Source organism: Pseudomonas sp. SJZ080 (assembly GCF_007828295.1).
Lineage (GTDB): Bacteria > Pseudomonadota > Gammaproteobacteria > Pseudomonadales > Pseudomonadaceae > Aquipseudomonas > Aquipseudomonas migulae_A.
In genome coordinates, this window is the sequence record NZ_VIUK01000035.1 from 1 (window position 1) to 25177 (window position 25177).

22 protein-coding genes are annotated in these 25177 nt (G+C 62.0%); 8 read left to right on the top strand and 14 right to left on the bottom strand.

Translation table 11 applies throughout. The annotated features are described in order from the left end of the window. Positions 1-153: 153 nt before the first annotated feature. From FBY04_RS29440 to FBY04_RS29460, 5 genes are all read right to left on the bottom strand, one after another. Positions 154-1155: a lysylphosphatidylglycerol synthase domain-containing protein gene (locus FBY04_RS29440; RefSeq protein ID WP_145318885.1), complete on the bottom strand. Its 1002-nt coding sequence runs from the start codon at positions 1153-1155 to the stop codon at positions 154-156. Next, complete coding sequence (clsB, locus tag FBY04_RS29445) at positions 1142-2437, bottom strand: cardiolipin synthase ClsB (protein ID WP_084319656.1); 1296 nt, start codon at positions 2435-2437, stop codon at positions 1142-1144. Before clsB ends, FBY04_RS29440 begins: the two co-directional genes overlap by 14 nt. Next, positions 2434-3231, bottom strand: a complete 798-nt coding sequence (locus FBY04_RS29450) for an endonuclease/exonuclease/phosphatase family protein (RefSeq protein ID WP_145318888.1) — start codon at positions 3229-3231, stop codon at positions 2434-2436. Before FBY04_RS29450 ends, clsB begins: the two co-directional genes overlap by 4 nt. Further along, the gene (locus FBY04_RS29455) at positions 3228-4154 is read right to left on the bottom strand and encodes a DUF72 domain-containing protein (protein ID WP_145318891.1); all 927 of its coding nucleotides are present in this window, start codon (positions 4152-4154) and stop codon (positions 3228-3230) included. Before FBY04_RS29455 ends, FBY04_RS29450 begins: the two co-directional genes overlap by 4 nt. 210 nt (positions 4155-4364) lie before the next feature. Continuing rightward, entirely contained in the window at positions 4365-5576 is a 1212-nt protein-coding gene (locus tag FBY04_RS29460) for an MFS transporter (protein ID WP_017341055.1), read from the bottom strand. Between the two features lie 309 nt (positions 5577-5885). On the opposite strand from FBY04_RS29460, the gene FBY04_RS29465 reads away from it, so the two are divergent. Next, entirely contained in the window at positions 5886-8003 is a 2118-nt protein-coding gene (locus FBY04_RS29465) for a mechanosensitive ion channel family protein (protein ID WP_145318894.1), read from the top strand. A gap of 136 nt (positions 8004-8139) precedes the next feature. On the opposite strand, the gene FBY04_RS29470 is transcribed toward FBY04_RS29465, so the two are convergent. Next, entirely contained in the window at positions 8140-12444 is a 4305-nt protein-coding gene (locus tag FBY04_RS29470) for a DEAD/DEAH box helicase (RefSeq protein WP_145318897.1), read from the bottom strand. A 308-nt stretch (positions 12445-12752) separates the two neighbouring features. Between FBY04_RS29470 and FBY04_RS29475 the strand changes: the two genes are divergently transcribed. Both FBY04_RS29475 and FBY04_RS29480 read left to right on the top strand, forming a co-directional pair. Continuing rightward, complete coding sequence (locus FBY04_RS29475) at positions 12753-13637, top strand: sugar nucleotide-binding protein (protein ID WP_084319662.1); 885 nt, start codon at positions 12753-12755, stop codon at positions 13635-13637. Continuing rightward, entirely contained in the window at positions 13630-14562 is a 933-nt protein-coding gene (locus FBY04_RS29480) for an NAD-dependent epimerase/dehydratase family protein (protein ID WP_084319663.1), read from the top strand. Before FBY04_RS29475 ends, FBY04_RS29480 begins: the two co-directional genes overlap by 8 nt. A gap of 86 nt (positions 14563-14648) precedes the next feature. Here FBY04_RS29480 and FBY04_RS29485 read toward each other — a convergent pair whose 3' ends face one another. From FBY04_RS29485 to FBY04_RS29505, 5 genes are all read right to left on the bottom strand, one after another. Further along, positions 14649-15347, bottom strand: a complete 699-nt coding sequence (locus FBY04_RS29485) for an OmpW family protein (RefSeq protein ID WP_145318900.1) — start codon at positions 15345-15347, stop codon at positions 14649-14651. A gap of 221 nt (positions 15348-15568) precedes the next feature. Next, positions 15569-16087 (bottom strand): DUF3299 domain-containing protein, encoded by a 519-nt coding sequence (locus tag FBY04_RS29490; RefSeq protein WP_084319665.1) that lies wholly within the window; start codon positions 16085-16087, stop codon positions 15569-15571. A gap of 11 nt (positions 16088-16098) precedes the next feature. Then, positions 16099-17364, bottom strand: a complete 1266-nt coding sequence (locus tag FBY04_RS29495) for an ABC transporter permease (protein WP_145318903.1) — start codon at positions 17362-17364, stop codon at positions 16099-16101. A 1-nt stretch (position 17365) separates the two neighbouring features. After that, positions 17366-18076, bottom strand: a complete 711-nt coding sequence (locus FBY04_RS29500; protein ID WP_084319667.1) for an ABC transporter ATP-binding protein — start codon at positions 18074-18076, stop codon at positions 17366-17368. Positions 18077-18206: 130 nt separating this feature from the next. Next, positions 18207-18785, bottom strand: coding sequence for a DUF2796 domain-containing protein (locus FBY04_RS29505; protein WP_145318906.1), 579 nt, complete (start codon positions 18783-18785; stop codon positions 18207-18209). Between the two features lie 134 nt (positions 18786-18919). On the opposite strand from FBY04_RS29505, the gene FBY04_RS29510 reads away from it, so the two are divergent. Next, the gene (locus FBY04_RS29510) at positions 18920-19264 is read left to right on the top strand and encodes a hypothetical protein (RefSeq protein WP_084319669.1); all 345 of its coding nucleotides are present in this window, start codon (positions 18920-18922) and stop codon (positions 19262-19264) included. A 110-nt stretch (positions 19265-19374) separates the two neighbouring features. Here FBY04_RS29510 and trxA read toward each other — a convergent pair whose 3' ends face one another. From trxA to FBY04_RS29525, 3 genes are all read right to left on the bottom strand, one after another. Next, positions 19375-20247, bottom strand: a complete 873-nt coding sequence (gene trxA, locus FBY04_RS29515) for a thioredoxin (RefSeq protein ID WP_084319670.1) — start codon at positions 20245-20247, stop codon at positions 19375-19377. 198 nt (positions 20248-20445) lie between these two features. After that, a complete protein-coding gene (locus tag FBY04_RS29520; protein WP_145318908.1) occupies positions 20446-21102 on the bottom strand; it encodes a methyltransferase in 657 nt (218 codons plus the stop codon). Then, complete coding sequence (locus tag FBY04_RS29525) at positions 21099-21563, bottom strand: YbaY family lipoprotein (RefSeq protein ID WP_084319736.1); 465 nt, start codon at positions 21561-21563, stop codon at positions 21099-21101. Before FBY04_RS29525 ends, FBY04_RS29520 begins: the two co-directional genes overlap by 4 nt. A 128-nt stretch (positions 21564-21691) precedes the next feature. Here FBY04_RS29525 and nrdR point away from each other — a divergent pair, with 128 nt between their 5' ends. Genes nrdR through ribBA form a run of 4 tightly spaced genes read left to right on the top strand, consistent with a single transcriptional unit; the run spans position 21692 to position 25102 of the window. Beyond that, on the top strand, positions 21692-22156 hold the full coding sequence (gene nrdR, locus FBY04_RS29530; protein ID WP_003228656.1) for a transcriptional regulator NrdR: 465 nt from the start codon (positions 21692-21694) through the stop codon (positions 22154-22156). Next, on the top strand, positions 22153-23286 hold the full coding sequence (gene ribD / locus FBY04_RS29535) for a bifunctional diaminohydroxyphosphoribosylaminopyrimidine deaminase/5-amino-6-(5-phosphoribosylamino)uracil reductase RibD (RefSeq protein ID WP_084319672.1): 1134 nt from the start codon (positions 22153-22155) through the stop codon (positions 23284-23286). The genes nrdR and ribD overlap by 4 nt, the downstream gene beginning before the upstream one ends. Positions 23287-23331: 45 nt before the next feature. Further along, on the top strand, positions 23332-23994 hold the full coding sequence (locus FBY04_RS29540; RefSeq protein ID WP_084319673.1) for a riboflavin synthase: 663 nt from the start codon (positions 23332-23334) through the stop codon (positions 23992-23994). 16 nt (positions 23995-24010) lie between these two features. Further along, positions 24011-25102, top strand: a complete 1092-nt coding sequence (ribBA, locus tag FBY04_RS29545) for a bifunctional 3,4-dihydroxy-2-butanone-4-phosphate synthase/GTP cyclohydrolase II (RefSeq protein ID WP_017341037.1) — start codon at positions 24011-24013, stop codon at positions 25100-25102. The last annotated feature ends 75 nt before the right edge of the window (positions 25103-25177 follow it).

Sequence of the window (25177 nt, forward strand, 5' to 3'; positions counted from 1 at the left end):
ATGCGAATATTACTGATCAGACTGAATGCCATGCTGAGAGACGGCACCGAATGGCGGTGACGAATGGCAGGGTGAAGACAGTTGCTCCCACATTGCAATGCGGTCTAATGTGGGCGCGGGCTTGCTCGCGATAGCGTTTTCAAAGGCACCCAATCACTTGGGCTTTTTCGCAATCCGCAGCGACTTGGCCTTGGCCTCGACAATCAGATACATCACCAACGTAATCAGCAACGGCAAGATAAAATAAATCGCCCGATACGCCAGCAACCCCGCCACCAGGCTCCCCCGTGACACTTCATGCTGCAGCAATGCCACAAACACCGCTTCCAGCACCCCGAGCCCTGCCGGAATGTGGGTGATGACCCCGGCGATGGCGCTGATCAGCAACACCCCGAGTACCAGCGGATAATCCAGTTTGCTCGGCAGCAAGGTGAAAATCACCGCCGCCATCAGCGACCAGTTCAGTGCGCCGAGACACAGTTGCAGGATCGCCATGCGCAAGGAAGGCAGGTTGATTTCCACGCCCCGAATGGCCCACTCGCGCCGCGTGGAAAACCGACACGCCGCCAGATAACCCGCGCTCACCAGCAATAATAAAATCCCCACACCTTGTAGCGCGTCAGTGCTGAGTTTCCAACCGGGCGGCATGCGCACCAGGCCGCTGCTGAACACCGCGCCGGCAATCACCATGTAGCCGAACCAGTTCGTCGCCAGGCTCAGGCCGAGGATTTTCGCGATGTTGCTTTTGCTCACGCCGAGTCGCGAATACAGACGATAACGCATGGCGATGCCACCGACCCAGGCGCTGAGATTGAGGTTGAACGCGTAGCTGATGATGCCCACCGGCAGGATCTGCTTCCAGGTCAGGTCCTGACGAATGTAGGTGCGGCCGATCAGGTCGAAGCAGGCGTACACCAGAAAACTCACCAGCGTCAGCCCGGAGGCAATGATCAGCGTGCGCACCTTGAAGTCGGCAAGGTTGTCGAACACCTCGCTCCATTCGATGCGCTGGGCCAGCATCGTGAAGAGCACGATCAGCGCCAGGAAAAACACCATCGTCAGCGGTTTTTTCCAGCGGCTCCAGCGTGATTTTTTTATCGAGGCGGGTGTCGGGCTGTCGGCGTGAGGCGCCGGGTGCGCTTCAACGCGGTTCATGATGGTCGCCTCCATCGAGGTGGGTGAAGGGTTTCAGGCGCGGCTTGTGTGCCGGCAGCCAGCCGGCCCACGCCGGGAAGTGCCGCAGAAAGTGAAACACCAGGAAACCGACGGTCATGTGCCAGACCCGTCCGCGCGGGGATTTGTCCGCACACATGGCTTTGCAGTGGTTGTTGCTCAGCGTTTCGAGGCGTTCGAACAAGTCGCGGTTGAAGGCACGATCGCGGATCAGCACATTGGCTTCCAGGTTCATCGACAGGCTCAGCGGGTCGAGGTTGCTCGACCCGACGGTGCTCCAGTCCTCGTCCACCAGCGCGACTTTGCCGTGCAGCGGGCGCTCGCAATATTCATGAATCTGCACTCCGGCCTTGAGCAGGTAGTCATAAGTCATGCGCGCTGCCAGTTTGGCCACCATCATGTCCGGCTGACCTTGCAGAATCAGCCGCACCTCGACGCCACGGCGGGCGGCGTTGCGTATCTCGCGCAGCAGGCGATACCCGGGAAAGAAGTAAGCATTGGCGATGACTACGCGACGCTGGGCGCTGCGCAGGACTTGTCGATAAACCTCTTCGATATCGGTCTGGTGATCGCCGTTGTCGCGGTACACCAAGCGAACCTGGCCATCGTGATCGCTGAAAGCCAGTTCCGAACGCCGCTGCCGCCTTCGTTGCCACCAGTATTTGGCCCGCGCCGGACGACCACTTTGCAGCAGGGCGAAGTGATGAATGTCGGCCACCGCCGGGCCTTGCACTTCAACCGAGTAATCCTGCTTGGCCTCGGGGCCGAAGTCGGCCAGATGGTCAGCGGAAAAGTTGATCCCGCCGATGAACGCGATCGTGCCGTCGACCACCACGATCTTGCGGTGCAGGCGCCGAAACCAATTGGTGCGAATGCCGAGCCGTTTCGGCGCCGGGTCAAATATCTGAATGCGCACGCCGGCCTCGCTCAATGCGGCGAGATAGCCGGTGGTCAACTCGCCGCAGCCAAAACCGTCGAGGCTGGCGGTGACCCGCACGCCGCGTTGCGCCGCTTCGATCAGCACTTGCTGCAGTTCGTTGCCAACCTTGTCCTCGAACACGATGAAGGTTTCCAGGAGGATTTCAGTCTTGGCCTGGCGCATGGCCTCGAACACCCTCGGAAAATATGCTTCGCCATTCTCCAGCAGTTCCACCAGGTTGTTGCCCTGCCAGCCGTACTGGACGTCGACCGCGCCGGGCTCACGGATCGGCGGGTTGGTGGACACGTGTTCCACGGTGCTTTTCTCCATCGGAGCGCTGCTCATAGCTCGATCTCCACCGATAGCGGTGCGTGGTCGGAAAGGTGCGACCAAGGCCGCGTCGCCAGGACTTTCGGGTGACTGGCCTTGAGGTTGCGCACGTAGATGCGGTCCAGGCGCAAGGCCGGCAAGCGGGCCGGAAAACTGCGCGCCGGTTTGCCGTGGTGTTCGGCAAACACCTCGCGCAAACCACAAGGCTTGAGCAGTGCATCGGCGCGCTGGCGCCAGTCGTTGAAGTCGCCGGCGACGATCACCGGTGCAGCGCTCGGTAACTCTTCGAGACGCTGGGCCAGCAGCTTCAGCTGTTCATTGCGATGGGTTTCGCGCAGCCCCAGATGGACGCAAATGGCGTGCACTTCCGGGCCGTCGCCGGGCAGGCGCAATACGCAATGCAGGATGCCGCGGTTCTCGTGTCCGCTGATGGACACGTCGAGATTGTCGTGGCGAATGATCTGGAATTTCGACAGCAGCGCATTGCCGTGATCGCCCTCCGGGTACACCGCGTTGCGTCCGTAGGCGAATTGCGGCCACAGCGTGTCGGCGAGAAACTCGTACTGCGGCATCGTCGGCCAGTTGCTATAGCGCCGAGGGTGATGTTCGTGGGTACCGTGGACTTCCTGTAAAAACACCACGTCGGCGGATACGCTGCGCACCGCTTCACGCAGTTCCGGCAGGATAAAACGCCGGTTGAGCGCGGTAAAACCCTTGTGCGTGTTGACCGTCAGCACAGTGAAACGGCGCGCAGCGGCCATGGCTGGCGGTTGATCATCGGCGGCATTGAACGGCTCGGGCCCATTCATGGCAGCACCCCTTCGGCAGCAGGCACGCCGGGGGTGGTGGCGAGGCGCTTGTCGAGATGAAAATATTCGAGCAAGCGACGGGCATCGAAGGGTGCGCGGACCTTGATGTCATTGTCGAAATAGCAAAACACTTCCCGGGATTTGCGCGCCTTGGGCTTTTGCCGCGGTGCGATCAGTTGCGGGTCCGAGGGTTGTCGGCCGTGGTTCCAGGCGTCGATCCGTTCGCCCCAGCGTTCCAGCGCTTGGGCGGTGTAACCGCTGGCATAGAGTTCTTCGGCACCGTGCAGGCGCAGGTAGACGAAGTCGGCGGTGATGTCTTCGCGATACGGCCATTTTCCGGCGGTGTCAGCGATCACCAGGGCGACGTTGTGGCGTTTGAGCAGGCGCACAAACGCCGGGTCGACGAACGTGTCGTTTCTGATCTCGACGGCATGACGCAGTGGCTTTTTCTTGTACGCCTTCATGCTGGCGTGACCCTTCACATGCGAATCATGCTGGCGGGCGAGGCTGGCCGCTTCTTCAGTGTCGCGGGGCAATTGTTCTAGAAAGTGTTCGAACAGCTCGGCGTCGAATTTGAAGCTGGGCGGGAATTGCCAGAGGACAGGGCCGAGTTTTTCCTTGAGTTCCAATACCCCTGAGGCAAAGAAATTCGCCAGGGGTTTGTGGATATCCCGCAGGCGTTTGATGTGGGTGATGAAGCGCGGGGCTTTGATGCTGAAGACGAAGTCTGCCGGGGTTTCGTCGTACCACTCAGCGTAACGTTCGGGCCGTTGCAGGGCGTAAAACGATCCATTGATTTCGATGCTGTTGACCGCCCGTGACGCGAACTGCAATTCGCGCTTCTGGGTCAGCCCCTTCGGGTAGAAATCCCCCCGCCAGGGTGTGTAGCGCCAGCCTGAAATACCAATGTGGATCGCCGCCATATCGCCTCCCGCCTGATGGTCCCCGGTTGCCCCTGTCTTTTGATGACTGCGGGGCAAGCGAGAAAGTTTCGACGGGGCTACGGACGGTGCACAGCTTGAATAGACACACAGACCTGTAGGAGCCGGCTTGCTGGCGATAGCGATGGCACATTCAACACCTATGTGACTGACACACCGCTATCGCCAGCAAGCCGGCTCCTGCAGGGGGACTCAGTGGCCGGCGACGACGCGGGTCGAGCCTTCAGCCGGCTCGGCGTACACCGGGCCCAGACGATCAAGACGACCGCTCCACGCGGTCAGCGCCAGCGCCACCAGCACCACCAGACCACCAATCCACGCGGTGTGGATCAGGCCCATGTGAGCGACGATCAAACCACCGCCCCACGCGCCACCGGCAATGCCGAGGTTGAACGCGGCGATGTTCAGCCCCGACGCTACGTCCACCGCCTGCGGCGTGTGATGTTCGGCCTGACGCACCACATACACCTGCAAGCCCGGCACGTTGCCGAAAGCAACCGCGCCCCAGACCAGCACGGTGGCCAGCGCCAACCATGGGTTACCGGCGGTGAAGGTCAGCACGAACAACACGGCGGCGAGCAGGGCGAAGATGATTTTCAGGGCGCTGATCGGACCGCGTTTGTCGGCCAGTTTACCGCCCCAGATGTTGCCGACCGCCACCGAGATGCCATAGACCAGCAACACCAGGCTGACAGTGCTGGCGCTGAAACCGGAGATGTCCTGAAGAATCGGCGCCAGGAACGTAAACGCAATGAACGAGCCGCCGTAACCGACCGCTGTCATCGCATACACCAGCAGCAGACGCGGTTGCTTGAGCACCTGCAATTGCTGCAATAGCGAAGCCGGTTTGCTGTGGGCGATGTTCTTCGGCACGTAGAGCAGGCTGCCGATGAAGGCGATCACACCCAGTGCAGAGACGGCGAGGAAGGTTTCACGCCAGCCGAAATGCTGACCGATGAACGTCCCCAGCGGCACGCCGGTGACCAGCGCGACCGTCAGGCCGGTGAACATGATCGCAATCGCGCTGGCGGCTTTTTCCTTCGGCACCAGGCTGGTGGCGATGGTCGAGCCGATCGAGAAAAACACCCCGTGGGCCAGGCCAGTGACGATTCGCGCAATGATCAGCGATTCGTAACTCGGCGCTTTCCAGGCCAGCAGGTTGCCGAGGGTGAACAGCACCATCAGCGACAACAACAGCAGTTTGCGCGGGACTTTGCCGGTGAGGGCGGTCAGCACCGGGGCGCCGATGGCAACGCCCAGGGCGTAGAGGCTGACCAGCAGGCCGGCGGACGGCAGGCTGACGCCGAGGTCGGCGCCTATCGTGGGTAACAGGCCAACGATGACGAACTCGGTCGTCCCGATGGCAAAGGCGCTGAGGGTCAGCGCGAGCAAGGCAATGGGCATGGCTGCAACTCCGGTGGATTGATTGATGGAGCGCAGTGTCCGGGTTTGGGTTGTGCGGAAAAATAGAGGGGTGGGCATTTGATATTTGCCTTAGGCGCAAATATCGCCTCCGAGCGAACACGCAGTCCTTTGTAGGAGCCGGCTTGCTGGCGAAGGTGGCCACAAATGCACCGCCCTTCTTGAGGGACTCATCGCCAGCAAGCCGGCTCCTACAAGGTTGAGTGTCAGAGGAAATCGGGGTGAAAACCGAACTTGCCGGGCATTTGCCAATCAGTTCCTTACAGACCCTTTTCAAGGAGCTCCCCCGTTTTGCTCAAGTTCAAGACCGCAATATTGCTGGGAGCGTTGCTGTTTCTGGGCAGCAACGAACTGGAAGCCGCCACTGTGCCGGGACTTCCCGCCGCAGCCGAAGAGCCGGCAAAACCTGAACCGCTGGTCCAGGGCGGTTTGCTCGGGGCGATCAGTTCCAGCATCGACGACGTACAGGACAAGCTCGACCTCAACGAAAACCTGGTCGACGCCTGGCGCATACGGGCGGATCGGGCGGCGGATGAAGTCGACAAACTGGTGAATCAGCCTTCGTCTCGATCACCGATGAGCGTGGTCGGCGATTTCCTGTTGTTGTCCGGCGTCTGGCTCGGTGTGTTCGCCTTGCTCACAGTGCTCGGTGCACTGCTGGACAAACGCTTGAGTGAAGGGCGTTTTTTCCGAAAACGGCAGCGCAGCCAGGACCTGCTCGGCTACCTGCTGCCGTACACGATTCCCGCGTTGATCTGCCTGCCGCTGACGTTATACGTCAGCCATTTTCTGCCGAACTCGGTGGGCCGCGCGCTGGCCTTGTGTTTTGCCTACGCCACCAGCAGCGGCATTTTCTCCACCTCGATGTTCTTGTGCGTGATCGTCATGTTCAACACCGGGCACAAGCGCCGGGCGGTGCAGATCATTCGTGATTACTGCCCCAAACCGCTGTTTCTGATCGGCTTCCTTGCGGCGCTCAGTGACGCCTTGACCAGCCCGCAGATCGCCCGGCAACTGGGTGGCAACATCACCAGCAGCATCGCCGTGTTTACCGGCCTGTTTGCTTCAATCATCTTTGGATTACTGGTGATCCGCCTGAGGCGTCCGGTGGCGCATCTGATCCGCAACCGGGCGCTGGCGCAGCGCTTGAAACAGCCTTCATTGCAGGAATCCCTGCGGATTTTTTCAGGGCTATGGTACTGGCCGATTCTGCTGATGGTGATGGTCTCGGCGATCAACCTGATCGGCGTCGGCGAGGACAATCAGAAAGCCCTGCGCTGTGCGTTGTTCACCACCATTCTGCTGATCGCCACGGTGTTCCTCAGCACGATTTTCCAGCACCTGTTCAAGTCCGGAAAAGCCCAGGCGATCCAGCGCAGCAGTGCCTACAAGGAGCGCTTTCTCAGCTTGCTGCATGCGCTGTTGCGGATTGTCATGGCCGTGGCGTTCATCGAAATCCTCGGGCGGATCTGGGGCGTGTCACTGTTCGAGTTCGCCGAGCGCAACTCGGTGGGCCGGGCGATCAGTGAATCGCTGAGCAGCATGGGCCTGATCTTCCTGGTGACCTGGTTGCTGTGGGTGGTGCTCGATACGGCGATTCAGGAGGCACTGAAGCCGCCGATCAATAAACGCACGACACAGCCCAGTACGCGGGTAAAAACCATTCTGCCGCTGCTGCGCAACGCGATCAAAATCATCCTCGTGGTGATCTGCGCAATCACTACCATGGCCAACCTCGGGATCAACGTCGCACCGCTGTTGGCGGGTGCCGGGGTGGTCGGCCTGGCCATCGGTTTCGGCTCGCAGCAATTGGTGCAGGACGTGATCACCGGCCTGTTCATCATCATTGAAGACACGCTGTCGATTGGTGATTGGGTGGTGCTCGATTCCGGGCATGCCGGCACCGTCGAAGGCCTGACCATCCGCACCTTGCGTCTGCGCGACGGCAAAGGGTTTGTGCACTCGGTGCCGTTCGGGCAGATCAAAGCTGTGACAAACCAGTCGCGGCAATTCGCCTATGCGTTTTTCTCGGTGCAGTTCACCTACGACACCGACGTGGACAAGGCCATCGAGCTGATCCGCGAGGCGGGAGAGTCGATCCGTGAGGACGCGTTTCTCAAGTACAACCTGCAAGGGCCGCTGGATGTGTTTGGTGTCGACAAAATGGACCTCAACGGCGTGGTGCTGACGGCGCAGTTCCGTACGGTGTCGGGTGGGCAGTATGCGGTGAGCCGGGCATTTAACCAGCGCTTGAAAAAGCTTGTGGATAACAGCCCGTGGGTGCATTTCGCGCAGACTTATCCACAGCAGGTTTTGATGCCGCAGCGGGTGATGGGTGAGCCGGAAGATGACGGGGCGGTGCCAGAAAATTCGCCGGTGTTGCTGCCGGATCAGCCGCGGACTCAATGATTTTGTGTTGAAGCTGCCAGCCTCTTCGCGAGCAAGCCCGCTCCCACATTTGATCTCCCGTGGACACAAAATTCGTGTACGACAGAGATCAAATGTGGGAGCGGGCTTGCTCGCGAAGAGGCCGGCCCAGACAACATCAATGTCGGGTCAGTTTGGCGCGTATTTCGATCGTCGATTCCAACCAGAAAACCTGCTTGCCCGCGATCTCGGCAGCCGCCGGAAGACCATCGCGATACACCAGCCGATTACTCGCCAACGCCGGTACTTTCGCGCCGGGTAACAGCGTGCCCGCCAGGTTCAGCGGATCAACCCCGCACACCGCGATCAGACTCCCGTCATGCGCCCGGCGCCGCACTTCCCGCAGCAACGGAATCGCCTCGGGCAAGGCAAACTGCTCACCGGCCAGACCACTGACGAACCGCCCGCCGCGAATCTCGCCGCGGGCCTCCAGCCGATGGAATGTGCGCAGCAATTCGCGCCAGCTCGGCAACCAGTCCGCTTCGCGCTCCAGCAGGCGCCAGAACACCACGCCGTAGCGGCGCAGCAAGGTCATCGCGATGTGTTCCAGCGTTTCGTTCGGTGTGGGTGCCGGACGTTTGTTATCCCCCACCGGCGCGGGTGGTCCGCGTCGAAGCAAGGCCCAGCGCCCGGCATCGTCCATGCCGCCGATAAACGCCCCGCGTCCGCGTCGGCTGCTGCGGGCCTGGCGTTTACTCGCCGGCGTGATCAGCGCCCGCAAACCGGCAAAGCTGTCCGCGTTCACCAGCCCGGCGCCGACCAGTTCCTGCAAGGCGATTTCCAGCTCCGAGCGCAGCAGGTGAGCCTCGTGAATCAGCTCATCGAAAAACAGTGCGCCGTGCTGACTGAGGGCTTCGTAGACCTTTTGCGTTTTCGGCGACAGTTCACTGACCGATGTCTGCTCAGTCAGACTGCTCCACAACCCAACCTGACTGCGCGGCAGCAGCACGATGGGCGTGCTGCGCAACGCGGTGCTGGCGCTTTTGCTGCGCGCAGTCAGGCGCGTCCAGACCAGTTTGCCGCTGCGGCACAGGTCATCCAGCCAGCTTGTCGAATAATCTTTGATCCGCGCTGGCAGAATGTCGCTGTCCCAGGCGGAAGCAGCGGCAGGGTAGCCTTCGAATTGACCGACAATCGCTGGCAACACGGCGTTGCCCTGGCCCTGGGTCGCCGCAGAAAGATGCTGCCAGTCGAACAGAAAACGCATGAAATCCTGCAGCGCCACCGGTTCGATTTCCCGCCGCAAGCGCTTGACCGTGTAGCGATGGATCCGTGCCAGCAGGTGCCGTTCGCACCATTCTTCCTGATCGGCGCCAGGGGTAAATCGCCCGCGCAACACATAACCTTCGCGTTCAAGTTGCGCCAGCGCCTGGGTGATGTGTATCGGCGGTAATCCCAGCGGTTCGGCAATCGCGTTCAGCGGCAACGGGCCAAACGCGCTGAGCCGCGCGCGGATGACTTCCAGCACCGCCTCGTCCGGCTCCCACGCCTCATCGAACCCCGGAAGCGCCTCCAGCGACGGGACTAATTTTGCCTGTGGATAAATCGCCCGCAGACACGTCAGTCGTTCAAGCGCCAGCCACAGGGATCGCTCGGCATCGACCTGCAAACGACTGGCGCGACCGCTCTCGGCAAGTGCGTTCAGCCAATCGGGCCACTGCGGATTGGCCTGCGCCTCGGCTTCGCTGATGCACGCCAGACTCATCAGGGCCTCATGCATTTCATCAAGGCCGGTCGGCGTCGGCCAGGCCTCATCGCGCACCGCTTGAATCGCCTCGGCATCCAGTGCGCCGAGGTCGTCGGTGGATTGCGGATCGGTCCAGCGCCGGTTGAGCACAGCCTGGGTGCGGCGCTCTTCCAGCGGCGCGTCATCAAGAAAGGTGTAAGGCCGGGCGCTGAGAATTTCTGCGGCCAGCGGCGATGGCGCCGGCAGATCGCGGCTGATCAGGCGAACGTCGCCGCTTTCCATGCGCCGCAACAAGGCCAGCCAGCCTTCGCAGTCCATGGCTTCGTGCAGGCAATCGTCGAGGGTCTGTTCCACCAGTGGATGCTCGGGAATCTCGCGCTCGCCGGCGAGGTTTTCCACGCAGGCGATCTGGTCGGGGAACACGCTGGCGATCAGGTCTTCGCTTTTCATCCGCTGAATCTGCGGCGCGACTTTGCGCCCGCCGGTGTAACGCGGCAACGCGAGCGCGACCCCGGCGTTCCAGCGCCAGCGCACGCCGAACAGCGGCGCATCGAGTAATGCCTGGATCAGCAGGTGCTCGGCGCTGTTGCTGTGCAGGTAGCGCCAGACCTCATCGAGCTCGAAACTGTGGCTGGTGGACAGCGAAAGGACAATCGCGTCTTCGCTGGCAGCGGCCTGCAATTCGAAATTGAAGGTGCGGCAGAATCGCTTGCGCAAGGCCAGGCCCCACGCACGGTTGATGCGGCTGCCGAACGGCGTGTGGATGATCAGTTGCGTGCCGCCGGACTCGTCGAAAAAACGCTCCATCAGCAGCGTGTCCTGCGACGGCAGGGCCCCCAGTGTCAGGCGCGCGCGGGCGAGGTAATCCACCAGTTGTTCGGCGCTGGCGAGGTTCAGGCCGAGGGTATCGGTCAGCCAGTCGAGGGCGGGCTGCAAATTGCCGGGCGTGGCGCCGAGCAGTTCATCGAGTTGTGCTTGCAGACGTGCCACGGCGAAGGACAATTCCGCGCTGCGCCCCGGCGCTTCACCCAGCCAGAATGGAATGGTCGGCGGCTGCCCGTGAGCGTCCTCGACCCGGACCTTGCCCGTGTCGACCCGCAGGATTCGGTACGACGTATTGCCCAACTGAAAGATATCGCCGGCGATGCTTTCCACGGCGAAGTCTTCGTTGACGCTGCCGATGTTCAGCCCTTGCGGTTCCAGCAGCACGCTGTAGTCGGCGTTGTCCGGAATGGTGCCGCCGCTGGTCACGGCGGTCAGTTTGCTGCCGCGGCGACCACGCAGCGTGCGCGTCACGGCGTCGCGGTGCAGGTAGGCGCTGCGGATGCCCTGGCGACTGTTGTAGCCTTCGGCGAGCATCTGCAGCAGTGCCTGATAATGCGTTTCGTCGAGTCCGGCGTAGGGCGAGGCTTTACGGAAAACCTCCAGTAGCGCTTGCTCCTGCCATTCCTGGCAACTGACCTCGGCGATGATCTGTTGGGCCAGCACGTCCAGCGGCGCCTGAGGAATCTGCAAGGTATCGAGTTCGCCCCGACGCACGCAGTCGAGCAGGGCGGTGCATTCGATCAGGTCATCGCGGGTGATGGCGAACAAGCGTCCCTTTGGCGTGCCGCCGACCTGGTGCCCGGAACGGCCGACCCGTTGCAGAAATCCGGCAATGGAGCGCGGCGAAGATATCTGGCAGACCAGATCGACGTCGCCGATGTCGATCCCCAATTCCAGCGACGCCGTGGCGATCAACACTTGCAGGTCGCCGCGCTTGAGCCGCTGTTCGGCGTCGAGGCGAAACTCCTTGGCCAGGCTGCCATGGTGGGCGGCAACCGCTTCCTTGCCGAGACGCTCGCTCAAATGCCGGCTCAGGCGTTCGGCCAAGCGTCGGGTGTTGACGAAAATCAGCGTGGTGCGGTGTTCGCGGGCGAGGACGGCGAGGCGGTCGTAGACCCGTTCCCAGACATCATTGGCCATGACGGCGGACAACGGCACCGGTGGTACTTCGATGCCCAGATCCCGTGGGCGGGCGTGGCCGATGTCGATGATCTCGCAGTCACGGTCACGACCGACCAAAAAGCGCGAGACGGCTTCGATCGGTTTTTGTGTGGCAGACAGGCCGATGCGCATCAACGGTGCTGCGCACAACGCCTGCAGGCGTTCCAGGCTCAGGGCCAGATGACTGCCGCGTTTGCTGGCGGCGATGGCGTGGATTTCGTCGACGATGACCGTGCGCGTGGTGCCGAGCATCTGCCGGCCGGAGTCGGAACCGAGCAGCACGTAAAGGGATTCCGGGGTGGTGACCAGAATGTGCGGCGCGGTTTTGCGCATCGCCGAGCGGTCTTTTTGCGGCGTATCGCCGGTGCGCACGGCAGTAGTGATCTGCAGCTCGGGCAAACCCATCACACGTAACTGTTCAGTGATGCCGGCCAGCGGGTTTTGCAGGTTGATCTGGATGTCGTTGGACAAGGCCTTGAGTGGCGAGACGTACACCACCAGCGTTTCGTCGGGCAAACCGCCTGCGGTTTCCAGGCCACGGTGAACCAGGTCGTCGATAACGGCGAGAAACGCGGTGAGGGTTTTGCCTGAACCGGTGGGCGCAGCGATCAGGGTCGAACGGTGCTGGCGGATCAGCGGCCACGCCCGGGCCTGGGCGGTGGTGGCCGTCGGGAAGGTGCTGCTGAACCAGGCGCTGACGGCGGGGTGGAAGCCTGTCAGTGCAGCGTCCGTGGGAATGGGCAGATTCATGGAACAATTTATGCGGGTGAGGGTGGGAAGATGCAAGTACCACTCAAGACCTTTGCCGATGCTGAGGGCCTCTTCGCGAGCAAACCCGTTCCCACGGGGATTTGTGTGCGCCGCAAATCCCCTGTGGGAGCGGGCTTGCTCGCGAAGGGGGTGGCACAGGCAGCGCACATCCAAGGTATCTACACTTTACGGATGACGGTTGCGCACTAAACCCGCAAAATGCAACGATTCCGGCATCTATCGACGGCATCGCCCGCGAGCGGTGTCGATAAAGCCATTGTTCCAATCAGACTGGGCCTGCTGACTCTATGCGAATGCGCCTTATGTTACTGGGCGGCGGAAATGCCCTTGGGCAGGCGCTGATTCGCCTCGGTGCGGAAGAAGACATCGGCTTCCTCGCCCCCCGCCCACCGCAAGACGGCTGGGATGCCGCGAGCCTGACGCAACTGCTCGACGACACTCGACCGGACGCGTTGATCAACCTCGCCTACTACTTCGACTGGTTTCAGGCGGAGACGGTCAGCGAGCTGCGTCTGGCCGGGCAGGAGCGCGCCATCGAGCGTCTGGCCGAACTGTGCCAGCACCACAACATCGTTCTGCTGCAACCCTCGAGCTATCGCGTGTTCGATGGCTCCCGGGCGACCGCTTACAGCGAAAAAGACGAGCCGGTGCCGCTGGGCCTGCGTGGTCAGGCCTTGTGGCGGATCGAGCAAAGCGTGCGCGCGACCTGCCCGCAGCATGTGCTGCTGCGGTTCGGCTGGCTGCTCGATGACAGCCCCGAAGGCACCCTCGGACGTTTCCTGTCCCGCGCAGAACAACCTGACGAGCTGCTGATGGCCGATGATCGCCGTGGCAACCCGACGCCGGTGGACGACGCCGCTCGGGTAATCATTTCCGTGCTCAAGCAACTCGATTGCGCGGCGCCGCTGTGGGGCACCTACCATTACGCCGGGCACGAAGCGACCACGCCGTTGGCGCTGGGGCAGGCCATTCTCACCGAAGCCCGCGCGCTGCATCCGCTGGCCATCGAAGCGCCGACCGCCCAGGCTCACGCCGCGCGCCCGGACGCTGCCGAAGAACCGCAACATGCGGTGCTGGCCTGCAAGAAAATCCTCCACACCTTCGGGATCAAGCCCCGCGCCTGGCGTGCTGCACTCCCGGGTTTACTGGACAGGTTCTATCGCCATGGCTGACGGCCCCGTTTTAATCACCGGCGGCGCCGGTTTCATTGGCTCGCACCTGACCGACGCCTTGCTCGCCAAGGGCCATACGGTGCGGATTCTCGATGACCTGTCCACCGGCAAGCGCAGCAACCTGCCGCTGGATAACCCTGGGGTCGAGCTGATGGTCGGCGACGTCGCCGATGCGGCACTGGTCGCCAAGGCGATGGCCGGTTGCAGTGCAGTCGCGCACCTGGCGGCAGTGGCTTCGGTGCAGGCCTCGGTTGACGATCCGGTGAAGACGCACCAGAGCAACTTCATCGGCTCGTTGAATGTCTGCGAAGCCATGCGCCAGACCGGCGTCAAGCGTGTGCTGTTTGCGTCCAGCGCAGCGGTCTATGGCAATAATGGTGAAGGCGAATCGATCAACGAAGACACGCCCAAGGCACCGTTGACACCCTACGCGTCGGACAAGTTGGCCAGTGAGCATTACTTCGATTTCTACCGTCGCCAGCATGGGCTGGAACCGGTGATTTTCCGCTTCTTCAACATCTTCGGCCCACGCCAGGATCCGTCCTCGCCGTACTCCGGGGTCATCAGCATTTTCAGTGAGCGGGCGCAGAAGGGCCTGCCGATCACGGTGTTCGGCGACGGTGAGCAGACGCGGGATTTCGTGTACGTCGAGGACCTGGTCCACGTGCTGGTGCAAGCCATCGAGAAACCGCAGGTTGAAAGCGGCGCGGTCAATGTCGGCTGGAACCAGGCAACCACGCTCAAGCAAATGCTGGAAGCGCTGAAAGTGGTCGTCGGCGAGCTGCCGTCGGTGAACTACGGCCCGGCGCGTTCCGGTGATATCCGCCATTCGCGGGCGAACAACCAGCGGTTGCTGGAGCGTTTTACTTGCCCGACGCAGACACCGATGAGTGTCGGCCTGGCACGGTTGTTGGGACTTCTGTAGGCGCGAGCAAGCCCGCTCCCACAGGTGACCGGGTCGTTCAGATGAACGCGGTCTAATGTGGGAGCGGGCTTGCTCGCGAAGGCGGCTTAGAACTTGTAACCCAGACCCACCATGTAGATGAACGGATCGACATCCACATTGACCTTGGCCCGAGTGCCAGGGGCAACGGCGTTGTTTTCCACGGTCGCCTGGGTATCGATGTCGATATAGCGCACCTGGCCGTTGAGCATGATGTTGTCGGTAATCATGTAATCAGCACCGACCTGGAACGCCATGCCCCAGGAGCTTTTCGCCTTGAAGTTGCTGAAGCCGTTGGCCTCGGCTTCGCTGCCGACGTGTTCGTCGTAGATCCAGGTGTAGTTGATACCGGCGCCCACGTACGGCTGGAATGCGGACTTCGCGTCCAGTGGGTAGTACACGACGCTCAGGGTCGGCGGCAGGTGTTTCAGGGTGCCGAGTTTGCCGTTGGCCGCGCCCAGGGCAGTGCCTTTGATTTTCACGTCATGCTCGAACGGCGAGGCGGCGAGCAGCTCGATACCCCAGTGGCTGTCGAGCATGTAGGCGAAGTTCAGACCCAGTTGAGTGTCGCTGCTCATGGTGGCTTTGCCACCCAGATCGGCGCCGGCCAACGGGCCTTGATCGACCTTGACGCTGGAACTGTCGGCTTTCGGGTTGACGGTGATCGCACCGGCGCGAACGATGATGTCGCCTGCCTCGTGGGCGTAGGCGAGCGGGGCTGCGAGCGCGAGGGCAAACAGCGAAGCGCTGAGCAAAGACTTGTGCATGTGGGCTCCAAAGGACGTTGAAAATGTTCGATGTCCAATGGTACGGAGCCGTCTGGTACGGTCTTTTGATTCAGCTCAATGAAACGGTGATGGCCCCGATTTTTGCGGAACCTTTGCTGGCCCCTTCGCGAGCAAGCCCGCTCCCACAGGGATCACTTAAATCCTGTGGGAGCGGGCTTGCTCGCGAAGGCTATCTATCAAACACCCCATGACCACCGGATTCACTCCGGCAATTCATACACATAAATCTTGTCCGCCTCCATCTGATACCCCGCATCCGCCAACTCACTGGTCGACGCCTTGACCTGCAACGGCCCCTCGATCCAGTACGGCTGATACAGCTCATCGAGCTTCACGCCGACTTCGCTTTTCACATGCACGATCTGGTTCGACGGTGGTGGCGGCACATGGATGCAGGCGCCGAAATACGGCACCAGCAGAAACTCCGTGGTACGGCCTTCTTCACTCACTTCCAGCGGCACGATGTAGCCCGGCAGGCGAATGTTCTGACCGTCGAGGCTCTTCACCACCGGCGCATTGGGCATGTCCTGTTTGGCGGCGGGCGCCGACTCGGCGGACAACGCATTGCCCATCTGCGACAGGTCATGCAGGGGCGTCATGTTCGGCACTTCCGGCATGGCGTCCGGCGGAATCATTTCCGACCAGGTCAGCTCTTTCGGCTCGGCCGCCCACAACGGCAGGGCAACCAGCATCAACAGCGCAAGCAGAGCGCGGGGCATCGTTAACGTCCTCATAGTCGGATCGACAGGCCATCGGCCAGGGATTGGCGATACGCGCGCCAGGCCGGCACGCTGCCCATCAGCAGGGCGGCGATCAGGATGCCACCGAGCAGCGTCCATTCATATTCACTTGGCCACGCCAGCGGCAGATACAAGCCGTAATTGGCTTGCACATAACCCTGTGCGGCGGCGATGCACACGTAAAGCAGGGCTACGCCGACGATCACGCCCGACAGCGCCAGGGCGAACGCCTCCAGCACCAGCAACGTTGCGATGTGCCACGGCCGGGCACCCACCGAACGCAGAATCGCCATCTCGCGCCGACGTTCATTCAGGCTGGTGAGAATCGCCGTGAGCATGCCGATCAGCCCGGTCAGCACCACGAACAGCGAGACCACGAACAAGGCTTTTTCCGCCGTGCTCATCAAACTCCACAACTCTTGCAGCGCCACGCCCGGCAGGATCGCCAGCATCGGTTCACCGCGAAATTCGTTGATTTCGCGCTGCAGCGCAAAGGTCGAAATCTTGCTGTTGAGGCCGAGCATGAACGCGGTGATCGCTTGCGGCGTCAAGTCCATGTTGCGCGCCTGATCGGCACTGATCCGGCCTTGGCCCTGGGCGGGCACACCGTTGTGCCAGTCGATGTGAATCGCTTCCATGCCGCCGAGGCTGATGTGCAGCGTGCGGTCCACCGGGGTGCCGGTGCGTTTCAGAATGCCGACCACGGTGAACGGTTTGTCGTCGTGTTTGACCAGGCTGATCACCGCCACACCGTGGGCCAGCACCAGCTTGTCGCCGAGCTTGTAGTGCAGCGCATCGGCCACTTCGGCGCCGAGCACCACTTCGAACGGGTCGGTGGCGAAGGCGCGGCCTTCGGCCACTTCCAGGTGTTGTTGATGGTCGTACTGGTAATGCTCGAAGTACGCCTCGGTGGTGCCCATCACCCGATAACCGCGATGGGAATCGCCGAGGGACATCGGGATCGCCCACTTCACTTTCGGGTTGTTGGCGAAGTGTTCGAAGCTGTCCCAGCGGATGTTGTTGGTGGCGTTGCCGATGCGGAACACCGAGTACAGCAACAGGTTCACCGAGCCGGAGCGGGCGCCGACGATCAAATCGGTGCCGCTGATGGTGCTGGCGAAACTGGCCTTGGCTTCGGTGCGCACCCGTTCCACGGCCAACAGCAGGCAGACCGACAGGGCGATGGCGAACGCAGTGAGGATCGCGGTGAAGCGGCGGTTAGCCAGGCTGGCCATGGCTAGACGAAACAAATACATCTCAGACCTCGGACGGGGTGGCGGCGCGATTGAGATCGGCCAGCGACAGGTGGCGATCGAAGAGCGGCGCGAGGCTTTGGTCGTGGCTGACAAACAACAGGCTCGACCCGGCTTCACGGCATTCGGCGAACAGCAGGCGAATGAAGTTTTCGCGAGCGTCGTAATCCAGCGCGGAAGTCGGTTCGTCGGCGATCACCAGTTCCGGCTGACCGATCAAGGCACGGGCGGCGGCGACGCGTTGTTGCTGCCCGATGGACAGCGAATCGGCGCGGCGGCTGAGGATGCTTTCATCCTTCAGGCCCAAGTGGGCGAGGAGGGTGGCGGCCGCTTGATCGACGCTGCCGTGGCGCTGGATCGCCCTTTGAGCGCGCAGCTTGGAGAAGTGGCAGGGCAATTCAACGTTCTCGCGCACTGAGAGAAACGGCAGCAGGTTGAACTGCTGGAAGATGTAGCCGGTGTGATCGACCCGGAAGCGGTCACGCGCGCCGGCGCCGAGCTCGGTCAGTTCCTGGCCGAGCAGGCGAATGCTGCCGCGATCGGGTTTTTGCACGCCACCGAGCAGGCCGAGCAGGGTGGTCTTGCCGCTGCCGCTCGGGCCTTTGAGGAACAGGGTTTCACCGGGTTCCAGGCGGAAGGCCGGAATGTCCAGCAGTGGCGGGTGACCGGGCCAGCTGAAGCCCAGGTCGGACAGTTCGATGAGTGCTTGGGTCATGGCGCCGATTTCATGAGTGCTGATGACCTGTCGGAGCCGGCTTGCTGGCGATACATGCGCCGCGGTCCATGAATGAAACCGCGTTATCGTTCATCGCCAGCAAGCCGGCTCCTACAGGATCATGGTGGATTCAGAGTTTGAGGGCGGCAGCCTTGGCCGTCACTTCAACTCCTTGCTGCCCGCTCGGGCTGATCAGTTGTACCTGAATTTTCTGGGTCGCCGGGAAGGTGTTGAAAATGTTCGCCAGGTCCAGGTTTTTCAGCGCACCCGGGGCCGCGCAGGTGAATTGATAGTGCGCGTGGATTTCGCTGTGATCGTGATGATGTTCGTCTTTGGCATCGTCGTCGTGATCGTCATCGGCGTCTGGCTTGTCACCAAACAGCGGGCTTTCCAGTTCCTGGGTCGCCACCACACACCCTGCGGCTTTCGGCAGGTTGAACAGGGCCAGCGGTTTTTCCAGCTGCGCACGGACGGCGGCGACTTTGGCCTTGTCGGCATCGGTGGTGGCCGCGTGTTCGAAACCCACCAGGTTCATCGCCGGGCTTTCCAGTTCCAGCTCCAGAGTCTGGCCATCCAATGCCGCGTTCAGGCGACCGACGCCATGTTCGTGGGCGCCAAGGCTGCCGTGCTCATGGTCATGTTCATCAGCGGCGTGGGCGACAGCCAGCGGCAACAGGGCAAACGGCAAAGCGAGCAGCAGACGACGCATGGTGGGTCTCCGGAAGTAAAGTGAAGAGATTGTTATGTAATCTTATAACGTAAGTGCGGAGAGTTTGACCGCCCGCTTGGCGTTGCACAAGTCCCATGGGAGCATGTGGGTCAGAAATGTGCAGGAGCAGGCTTATGTTGCGGATACGCGGAACTGTCGGCGACTGGCCGGTAGATTTGACCCTGGAGATGGACGACGGTGACTGGGCACGGCTCGGCGCGCAGTTGCAGGTGGTCAAGCCCGAAGCCAGTGCGGTGCCGGCCAAACCGGTGAATCAGGACGATGCGCAGTGGCAGATCGCAAAGGATTTGTTGCGCAAGGCCGGGCAGTTGAGCGGGCCGGATTTGCTGGACCAACTGGAAGGACTGACCGGCAGCGCGGCGTCGGGCAAGCGCTTGTTGGTGCGCTTGCGCCATAGCGCCGAGGTGAAAGTGTCGAGCGGCGGGGATACGCCGCTCTACAGCTGGATCGAATCGTAAGCCCGAGGAGGGTCCCGATCCTGTAGGAGCCGGCTTGCTGGCGATGGCCGCGCCGCGGTGTCACTGATCAACCGCGTCTCGGCCATCGCCAGCAAGCCGGCTCCTACAGATCAATACAGCGCAGCAAACAACTTGCGGCGATACGTGGTCACCAGCGGGTGATCATTGCCCAGCAGTTCGAACACCTGCAGCAAGGTCTTGTGCGGCAAACCCTCGCTGTAGCTGCGGTTGCGGATGAACAGCTTGAGCAACGCGTCCAGCGCGGCATCGTACTGCTGACGGGCCAGTTGCTGGATCGCCAATTGATACACCGCTTCATCGTCCTGCGGATTCTTCGCCAGACGCGCCTTCAGGTCCGCGGCATCCGGCAGGTCCTTGGCCTGGCCGAGAAACTGGATCTGCGCTTTTGCGCCGGCCAGCGCAGCCTTGTGTTCATCGCTTTTCACCGCGTCGAGCACGGTCTGCGCTTCACCCAGCTCGCCGCGCTCCGTCAGGCAACGGGCATAGAGAATCAGCGCCTTGGCGTTGGTGTTGTCTTCACCCAGCAGCACTTTGAGAATGGCTTCGGCGTCGGCGAAACGACTCTCGTCGAACAGCGCCTGAGCCTGTTCGAACGGATCAGCCGCCGCCGGTGGCGGCATCTGTACGTGAGGCTCAAGCATCGCACGGACGGCGGATTCCGGCTGCGCACCGGCAAAGCCATCCACCGGCTGGCCATCCTTGAACAACACCACGGTCGGCAGGCTGCGAATGCCGAAGCGGGCAACGATGTCCTGTTCGAGGTCGCAGTTGACCTTGGCCAACAGCAACTCACCCTGATAGCTCTCGGCAATGGTCTGCAGCATCGGCATCAGCACTTTGCAGGGCGCACACCATTCGGCCCAGAAATCCACCAGCACCGGTTTGTGGAAAGAGTTCTCGATCACCGACTGGTCGAAATCAGCGGTCGTGGCGTCGAAGATGTACGGCGTTTCCTGACTCATGGGAGATCTCGTAAAAGCGTGAATGGGGCAACTATACGGCTTGGTGGGGGGTGGCCGGAAGCGGAGTGGCTGTTGGTGATGGGTTGTCTGACAGGACGCTTTCGCGAGCAAGCCCGCTCCCACATCGGATCTGCGGTGAACCGGGCTTTTATGAACGATACAAAACAAGCGTGGGAGCGGGCTTGCTCGCGAAAGCTTTTAGCCGCGTCGCGCGTGGTACAGGCTCACATGCCGAAACTCTTCCGGCTCACACAGATCCGGCAACGTCATCGCTTCCAGCATTTCGATGCGCCGATACAGCGGATGACGAAAATCCCTCACCCGCGAATCCGCCACCAGCGCCTCTCGGCCACGGCTCAAAAACTCATCGAGCAGCGGCAGGTTCGCCCGGTCATACAACACGTCGGCCACCAGAATCAGATCAAACCGGTCCGCCTCGGCGAAAAAGTCCGTCGAGTAGCTGAGTTCCACTTCATTGAGTTCGGCATTCGCCCGACACGCGGCAATCGCCAGCGGGTCCAGGTCGCAGGCCACCACTTCCAGCGCCCCGGCCTTCACGGCGGCAATCCCCGCGACCCCGGAACCGGCGCCGAAATCCAGCACGCGTTTGCCTTTGACCCACTCGGGACATTCTGCGAGATAACGGGCCACTGCGAGCCCGCTGGCCCAGCAGAAACTCCAGTACGGCGGCTCATGCAGGATCCGTCGGGTTTCTTCCGGGCTGAAGGCGCGATCCATGTTGTCGCCGTCGATCAGCCAGAGTTTCAGCTCGGTATCGGGCAATGCGACAGGGACAAGCTGCGCATCACCCAGCAGTTCACTTAACGCCTGTTGCAGGTCGAGCGGTGCAATCATGGCGCTTTGACGAATTGCAGCTGGCCCAGGGCCTGCGTGGTTGGCTGCGTGATGGTTTGCGACGGCAGGTGCAAAATCAGCTGGCCGGACTGGCTGGCGCGGCCCCGCAGTTCAACGCGGGCACCGACCGGGAAGGATTCCGGGTTGAAACGCAAATGAAACGGCAACACCTGATTGGTGCCGATCAGGCTCGAACTGGCGAGCAGTTGCTGCGGGCGGTCCTTTTCGTCGATCACCAGCAGCGCCAGTTCGACTTCGGCGCCGGCCGGCACGCCTTGCAGGGTGCCGCTCAATTCACGCTGATAGGCGGGCAGCGGGCCGAGGTTGGCGGACTCTTTAGCTTTCTTCTGCGCCGCCTGAGGGGCAGGCCCTGGCGTCGGCGGCTGGGGCTTGGGTGCATCGCTGCTACAGGCCACCAACAGGCTGAAAAGGCTGAGCAATACGAGCGGTCTGAGTGACATTAGCGGCTCCAGCAAGGTGAAATCCATGGATCGTTCTATATAGCCCGTCTGTATACCGCAAACCCTATGGCTTGTCTTGCCACCGGGATGCGCTACCATGGCCCTCCCTTTTTTTGTTGCCTGCCACCATGCACTGTCCCTTCTGCGGTGCCAACGACACCAAGGTCATCGACTCGCGTCTGGTCGCCGAGGGCGAACAGGTGCGCCGCCGGCGCGAATGCCTGGCCTGCGGCGAGCGTTTCACGACGTTCGAAACCGCTGAACTGGTGTTGCCGCGCCTGATCAAAACCGACGGCAGCCGCCAGCCGTTCGACGAAGAAAAACTGCGCGCCGGCATGCAGCGTGCGCTGGAGAAGCGCCCGGTGAGTGTCGAGCGCCTCGAATCGTCGCTGGTGCACATCAAACACAAACTGCGCGCCACCGGCGAGCGCGAGGTCAAGTCCCTCGTGGTCGGTGAACTGGTGATGGCCGAGCTGCAAAAGCTCGACGAAGTCGCCTACATTCGTTTCGCCTCCGTGTATCGGCGCTTCCAGGACCTCAACGAGTTCCGCGAAGAGATCGATCGCCTGGCCCGTGAGCCGGTGAAAGAATGACCACCTCCCCAGAACAAGCCATCCTCGACGCCCATTACATGGCCCGCGCCCTGGAACTGGCGCGCAAAGGCCATTACACGACACACCCCAACCCGCGTGTTGGCTGTGTGATCGTGAAGGACGGGCAGATTGTCGGCGAAGGCTGGCACGAGCGTACCGGCGAACCCCACGCCGAAGTCCACGCCCTGCGTGCCGCCGGCGACAAGGCCCGTGGCGCCACCGCTTACGTGACCCTCGAACCGTGCAGCCACCACGGCCGCACGCCGCCCTGCGCCGATGCACTGGTGAATGCCGGCGTCGCCCGCGTGGTCGCGGCGATGCAGGACCCGAACCCGTCGGTGGCCGGTCGCGGCATGCAGCGTCTGGCCCAGGCCGGCATCGCTATCGAAAGCGGCGTGCTGGAAGGCGAGGCGCGCAAGCTCAATCAAGGCTTCCTCAAGCGCATGGAGCATGGCTTGCCGTTCGTGCGGGTCAAGTTGGCCATGAGTCTCGACGGTCGTACGGCGATGGAAAGCGGCGAGAGCCAATGGATCACCGGCCCGGCCGCACGTTCTGCGGTGCAGCGCCTGCGCGCCCAGGCCAGTGTGGTGCTGACCGGCGCCGACACGGTGCTGGCGGACAATGCCCGCTTGACCGTGCGCGCTGACGAGTTGGGACTGGACGCCGAGCAAACCGCTTTGGCCATGAGCCGACCGCCGCTGCGCGTGCTGATCGACGGCCGTCTGCGAGTGCCGCTGGACGCGCCGTTCTTCAAGGCCGGCCCGGCATTGGTCGCCACCTGCATGGCAATCGAAGAGCAATACGCCAACGGTCCGGAATGCCTGATTGTGGCGGGCGACGATGGTTTGGTTGACCTGCGCAAGTTGCTGGTCGAACTGGCCAATCGCGGGGTCAACGAGGTGCTGGTCGAAGCAGGCCCGCGTCTGGCCGGGGCTTTCGCCCAGCAAGGCTTGGTGGATGAGTTCCAGATTTTCATCGCCGGCAAGTTCCTCGGTTCTTCCGCCCGCCCATTGCTGGACTGGCCGCTGGCGCAGATGAAAGACGCGCCCGAGCTCAAAATCACCGAAATCCGCGCGGTTGGCGATGACTGGCGAGTCATTGCCATTCCTGCGCCAGCGGCGAGCGTATAATTCCGGCCTGCGCCACGCGACGGCCCTGTTCTCGAGGAGGACTTCATGTTTACCGGCATCATCGAATCCATCGGCAGTATTCGTGCATTGACCCCAAAAGGCGGAGATGTGCGGGTCCATGTAGAAACCGGCAAGCTCGATCTGAGCGACGTCAAACTGGGCGACAGCATCGCGGTCAACGGCGTGTGCCTGACAGCCGTTGAATTGCCAGGCAACGGCTTTGCGGCGGACGTCAGCCGCGAAACCCTCGACTGCACCGCCATGAACGACCTGAAAAGCGGCAGCCCGGTCAATCTGGAAAAAGCCCTGACCCCGACCACTCGCCTTGGCGGGCACCTGGTCAGCGGTCACGTTGATGGCGTGGGCGAGGTCGTTGCCCGCACCGAGAACGCACGCGCCGTTGAGTTCCGCATCCGTGCACCGAAAGAGTTGGCCAAGTACATCGCCCACAAAGGCTCGATCACCGTCGACGGCACCAGCCTGACCGTGAACGCGGTCGATGGCGCCGAGTTCCTGCTGACGATCATTCCGCACACCCTGAGCGAAACCATCATGGCGTCGTACCAGCCAGGTCGCCGGGTGAATCTGGAAGTGGACTTGCTGGCACGTTATCTGGAGCGCCTGTTGCTGGGCGACAAGGCTGCAGAGCCAGCCTCCAGTAACATTACCGAAAGCTTTCTGGCCGCCAACGGCTACCTAAAATCCTGACCCAAGGGGGTGCCTTGTGGCGCTCAATAGCATCGAAGAACTGGTTGAAGACATCCGCCAAGGCAAGATGGTCATCCTCATGGATGACGAAGACCGCGAGAACGAAGGCGACCTGATCATGGCCGCCGAGTGCTGCCAGCCTGAACACATCAACTTCATGGCCAAGCACGCCCGTGGCCTGATCTGCATGCCGATGAGCCGCGAACGCTGCGAACTGCTGAAGCTGCCGCTGATGGCTCCGCGCAACGGTTCCGGTTTCGGCACCAAGTTCACCGTCTCCATCGAAGCCGCCACCGGCGTGACCACCGGCATCTCCGCCGCCGACCGTGCGCGCACCGTGCAGGCCGCTGCCGCGAAAGACGCCAAGGCTGAAGACATCGTCAGCCCTGGCCACATCTTCCCGCTGATGGCGCAAGCCGGTGGCACCCTGGCTCGCGCCGGCCACACTGAAGCGGCTTGCGACCTCGCGCGCATGGCCGGTTTCGAGCCGAGCGGCGTGATCTGCGAAGTGATGAACGACGACGGCACCATGTCCCGTCGCGCCGAACTGGAAGCGTTCGCCGCCGAGCACAACATCAAGATCGGCACCATCGCCGACCTGATTCACTACCGGATGATCCACGAACGTACCGTTCAGCGGATTGCCGAGCAGCCGCTGGACAGCGAACTGGGCCAATTCAACCTGGTGACCTATCGTGATTCCGTGGAAGGCGACGTGCACATGGCCCTGACCCTGGGCAACGTGTGCGCCGAAGAACCGACCCTGGTTCGCGTGCACAACATGGACCCGCTGCGCGACCTGTTGATGGTCAAGCAGCCTGGCCGCTGGAGCCTGCGTGCCGCCATGGCCGCGGTTGCCGAGGCTGGCAGCGGTGTGGTGCTGTTGCTCGGTCACCCGCTCGATGGCGACGTGTTGCTGGCGCACATCCGTGAAACAGCGGAGCACGCACCGGTGAAAAAACCGACCACCTACAGCATTGTCGGTGCCGGTTCGCAGATCCTCCGGGACCTGGGCGTACGCAAAATGCGCCTGATGAGTGCGCCGATGAAATTTAATGCGATATCCGGTTTCGATCTGGAAGTTGTAGAATACGTGCCCTCCGAATAATGACCGGTTGTTTCCGGCCCTGTATTCGCGGTTCAAATATCACTGAGGGACGCGTAGAAGACGCGTCCCGGCTCT

Excerpts from the sequence above, each read along its gene's own strand:
- FBY04_RS29440 (WP_145318885.1), bottom strand. The coding sequence starts at position 1,155 with ATGAACCGCGTTGAAGCGCACCCGGCGCCTCACGCCGACAGCCCGACA.
- clsB (WP_084319656.1), bottom strand. The coding sequence starts at position 2,437 with ATGAGCAGCGCTCCGATGGAGAAAAGCACCGTGGAACACGTGTCCACC.
- FBY04_RS29450 (WP_145318888.1), bottom strand. The coding sequence starts at position 3,231 with ATGAATGGGCCCGAGCCGTTCAATGCCGCCGATGATCAACCGCCAGCC.
- FBY04_RS29455 (WP_145318891.1), bottom strand. The coding sequence starts at position 4,154 with ATGGCGGCGATCCACATTGGTATTTCAGGCTGGCGCTACACACCCTGG.
- FBY04_RS29460 (WP_017341055.1), bottom strand. The coding sequence starts at position 5,576 with ATGCCCATTGCCTTGCTCGCGCTGACCCTCAGCGCCTTTGCCATCGGG.
- FBY04_RS29470 (WP_145318897.1), bottom strand. The coding sequence starts at position 12,444 with ATGAATCTGCCCATTCCCACGGACGCTGCACTGACAGGCTTCCACCCC.
- FBY04_RS29475 (WP_084319662.1), top strand. The coding sequence starts at position 12,753 with ATGCGAATGCGCCTTATGTTACTGGGCGGCGGAAATGCCCTTGGGCAG.
- FBY04_RS29480 (WP_084319663.1), top strand. The coding sequence starts at position 13,630 with ATGGCTGACGGCCCCGTTTTAATCACCGGCGGCGCCGGTTTCATTGGC.
- FBY04_RS29485 (WP_145318900.1), bottom strand. The coding sequence starts at position 15,347 with ATGCACAAGTCTTTGCTCAGCGCTTCGCTGTTTGCCCTCGCGCTCGCA.
- FBY04_RS29490 (WP_084319665.1), bottom strand. The coding sequence starts at position 16,087 with ATGCCCCGCGCTCTGCTTGCGCTGTTGATGCTGGTTGCCCTGCCGTTG.
- FBY04_RS29495 (WP_145318903.1), bottom strand. The coding sequence starts at position 17,364 with ATGTATTTGTTTCGTCTAGCCATGGCCAGCCTGGCTAACCGCCGCTTC.
- FBY04_RS29500 (WP_084319667.1), bottom strand. The coding sequence starts at position 18,076 with ATGACCCAAGCACTCATCGAACTGTCCGACCTGGGCTTCAGCTGGCCC.
- FBY04_RS29505 (WP_145318906.1), bottom strand. The coding sequence starts at position 18,785 with ATGCGTCGTCTGCTGCTCGCTTTGCCGTTTGCCCTGTTGCCGCTGGCT.
- FBY04_RS29510 (WP_084319669.1), top strand. The coding sequence starts at position 18,920 with ATGTTGCGGATACGCGGAACTGTCGGCGACTGGCCGGTAGATTTGACC.
- trxA (WP_084319670.1), bottom strand. The coding sequence starts at position 20,247 with ATGAGTCAGGAAACGCCGTACATCTTCGACGCCACGACCGCTGATTTC.
- FBY04_RS29520 (WP_145318908.1), bottom strand. The coding sequence starts at position 21,102 with ATGATTGCACCGCTCGACCTGCAACAGGCGTTAAGTGAACTGCTGGGT.
- FBY04_RS29525 (WP_084319736.1), bottom strand. The coding sequence starts at position 21,563 with ATGTCACTCAGACCGCTCGTATTGCTCAGCCTTTTCAGCCTGTTGGTG.
- nrdR (WP_003228656.1), top strand. The coding sequence starts at position 21,692 with ATGCACTGTCCCTTCTGCGGTGCCAACGACACCAAGGTCATCGACTCG.
- ribD (WP_084319672.1), top strand. The coding sequence starts at position 22,153 with ATGACCACCTCCCCAGAACAAGCCATCCTCGACGCCCATTACATGGCC.
- FBY04_RS29540 (WP_084319673.1), top strand. The coding sequence starts at position 23,332 with ATGTTTACCGGCATCATCGAATCCATCGGCAGTATTCGTGCATTGACC.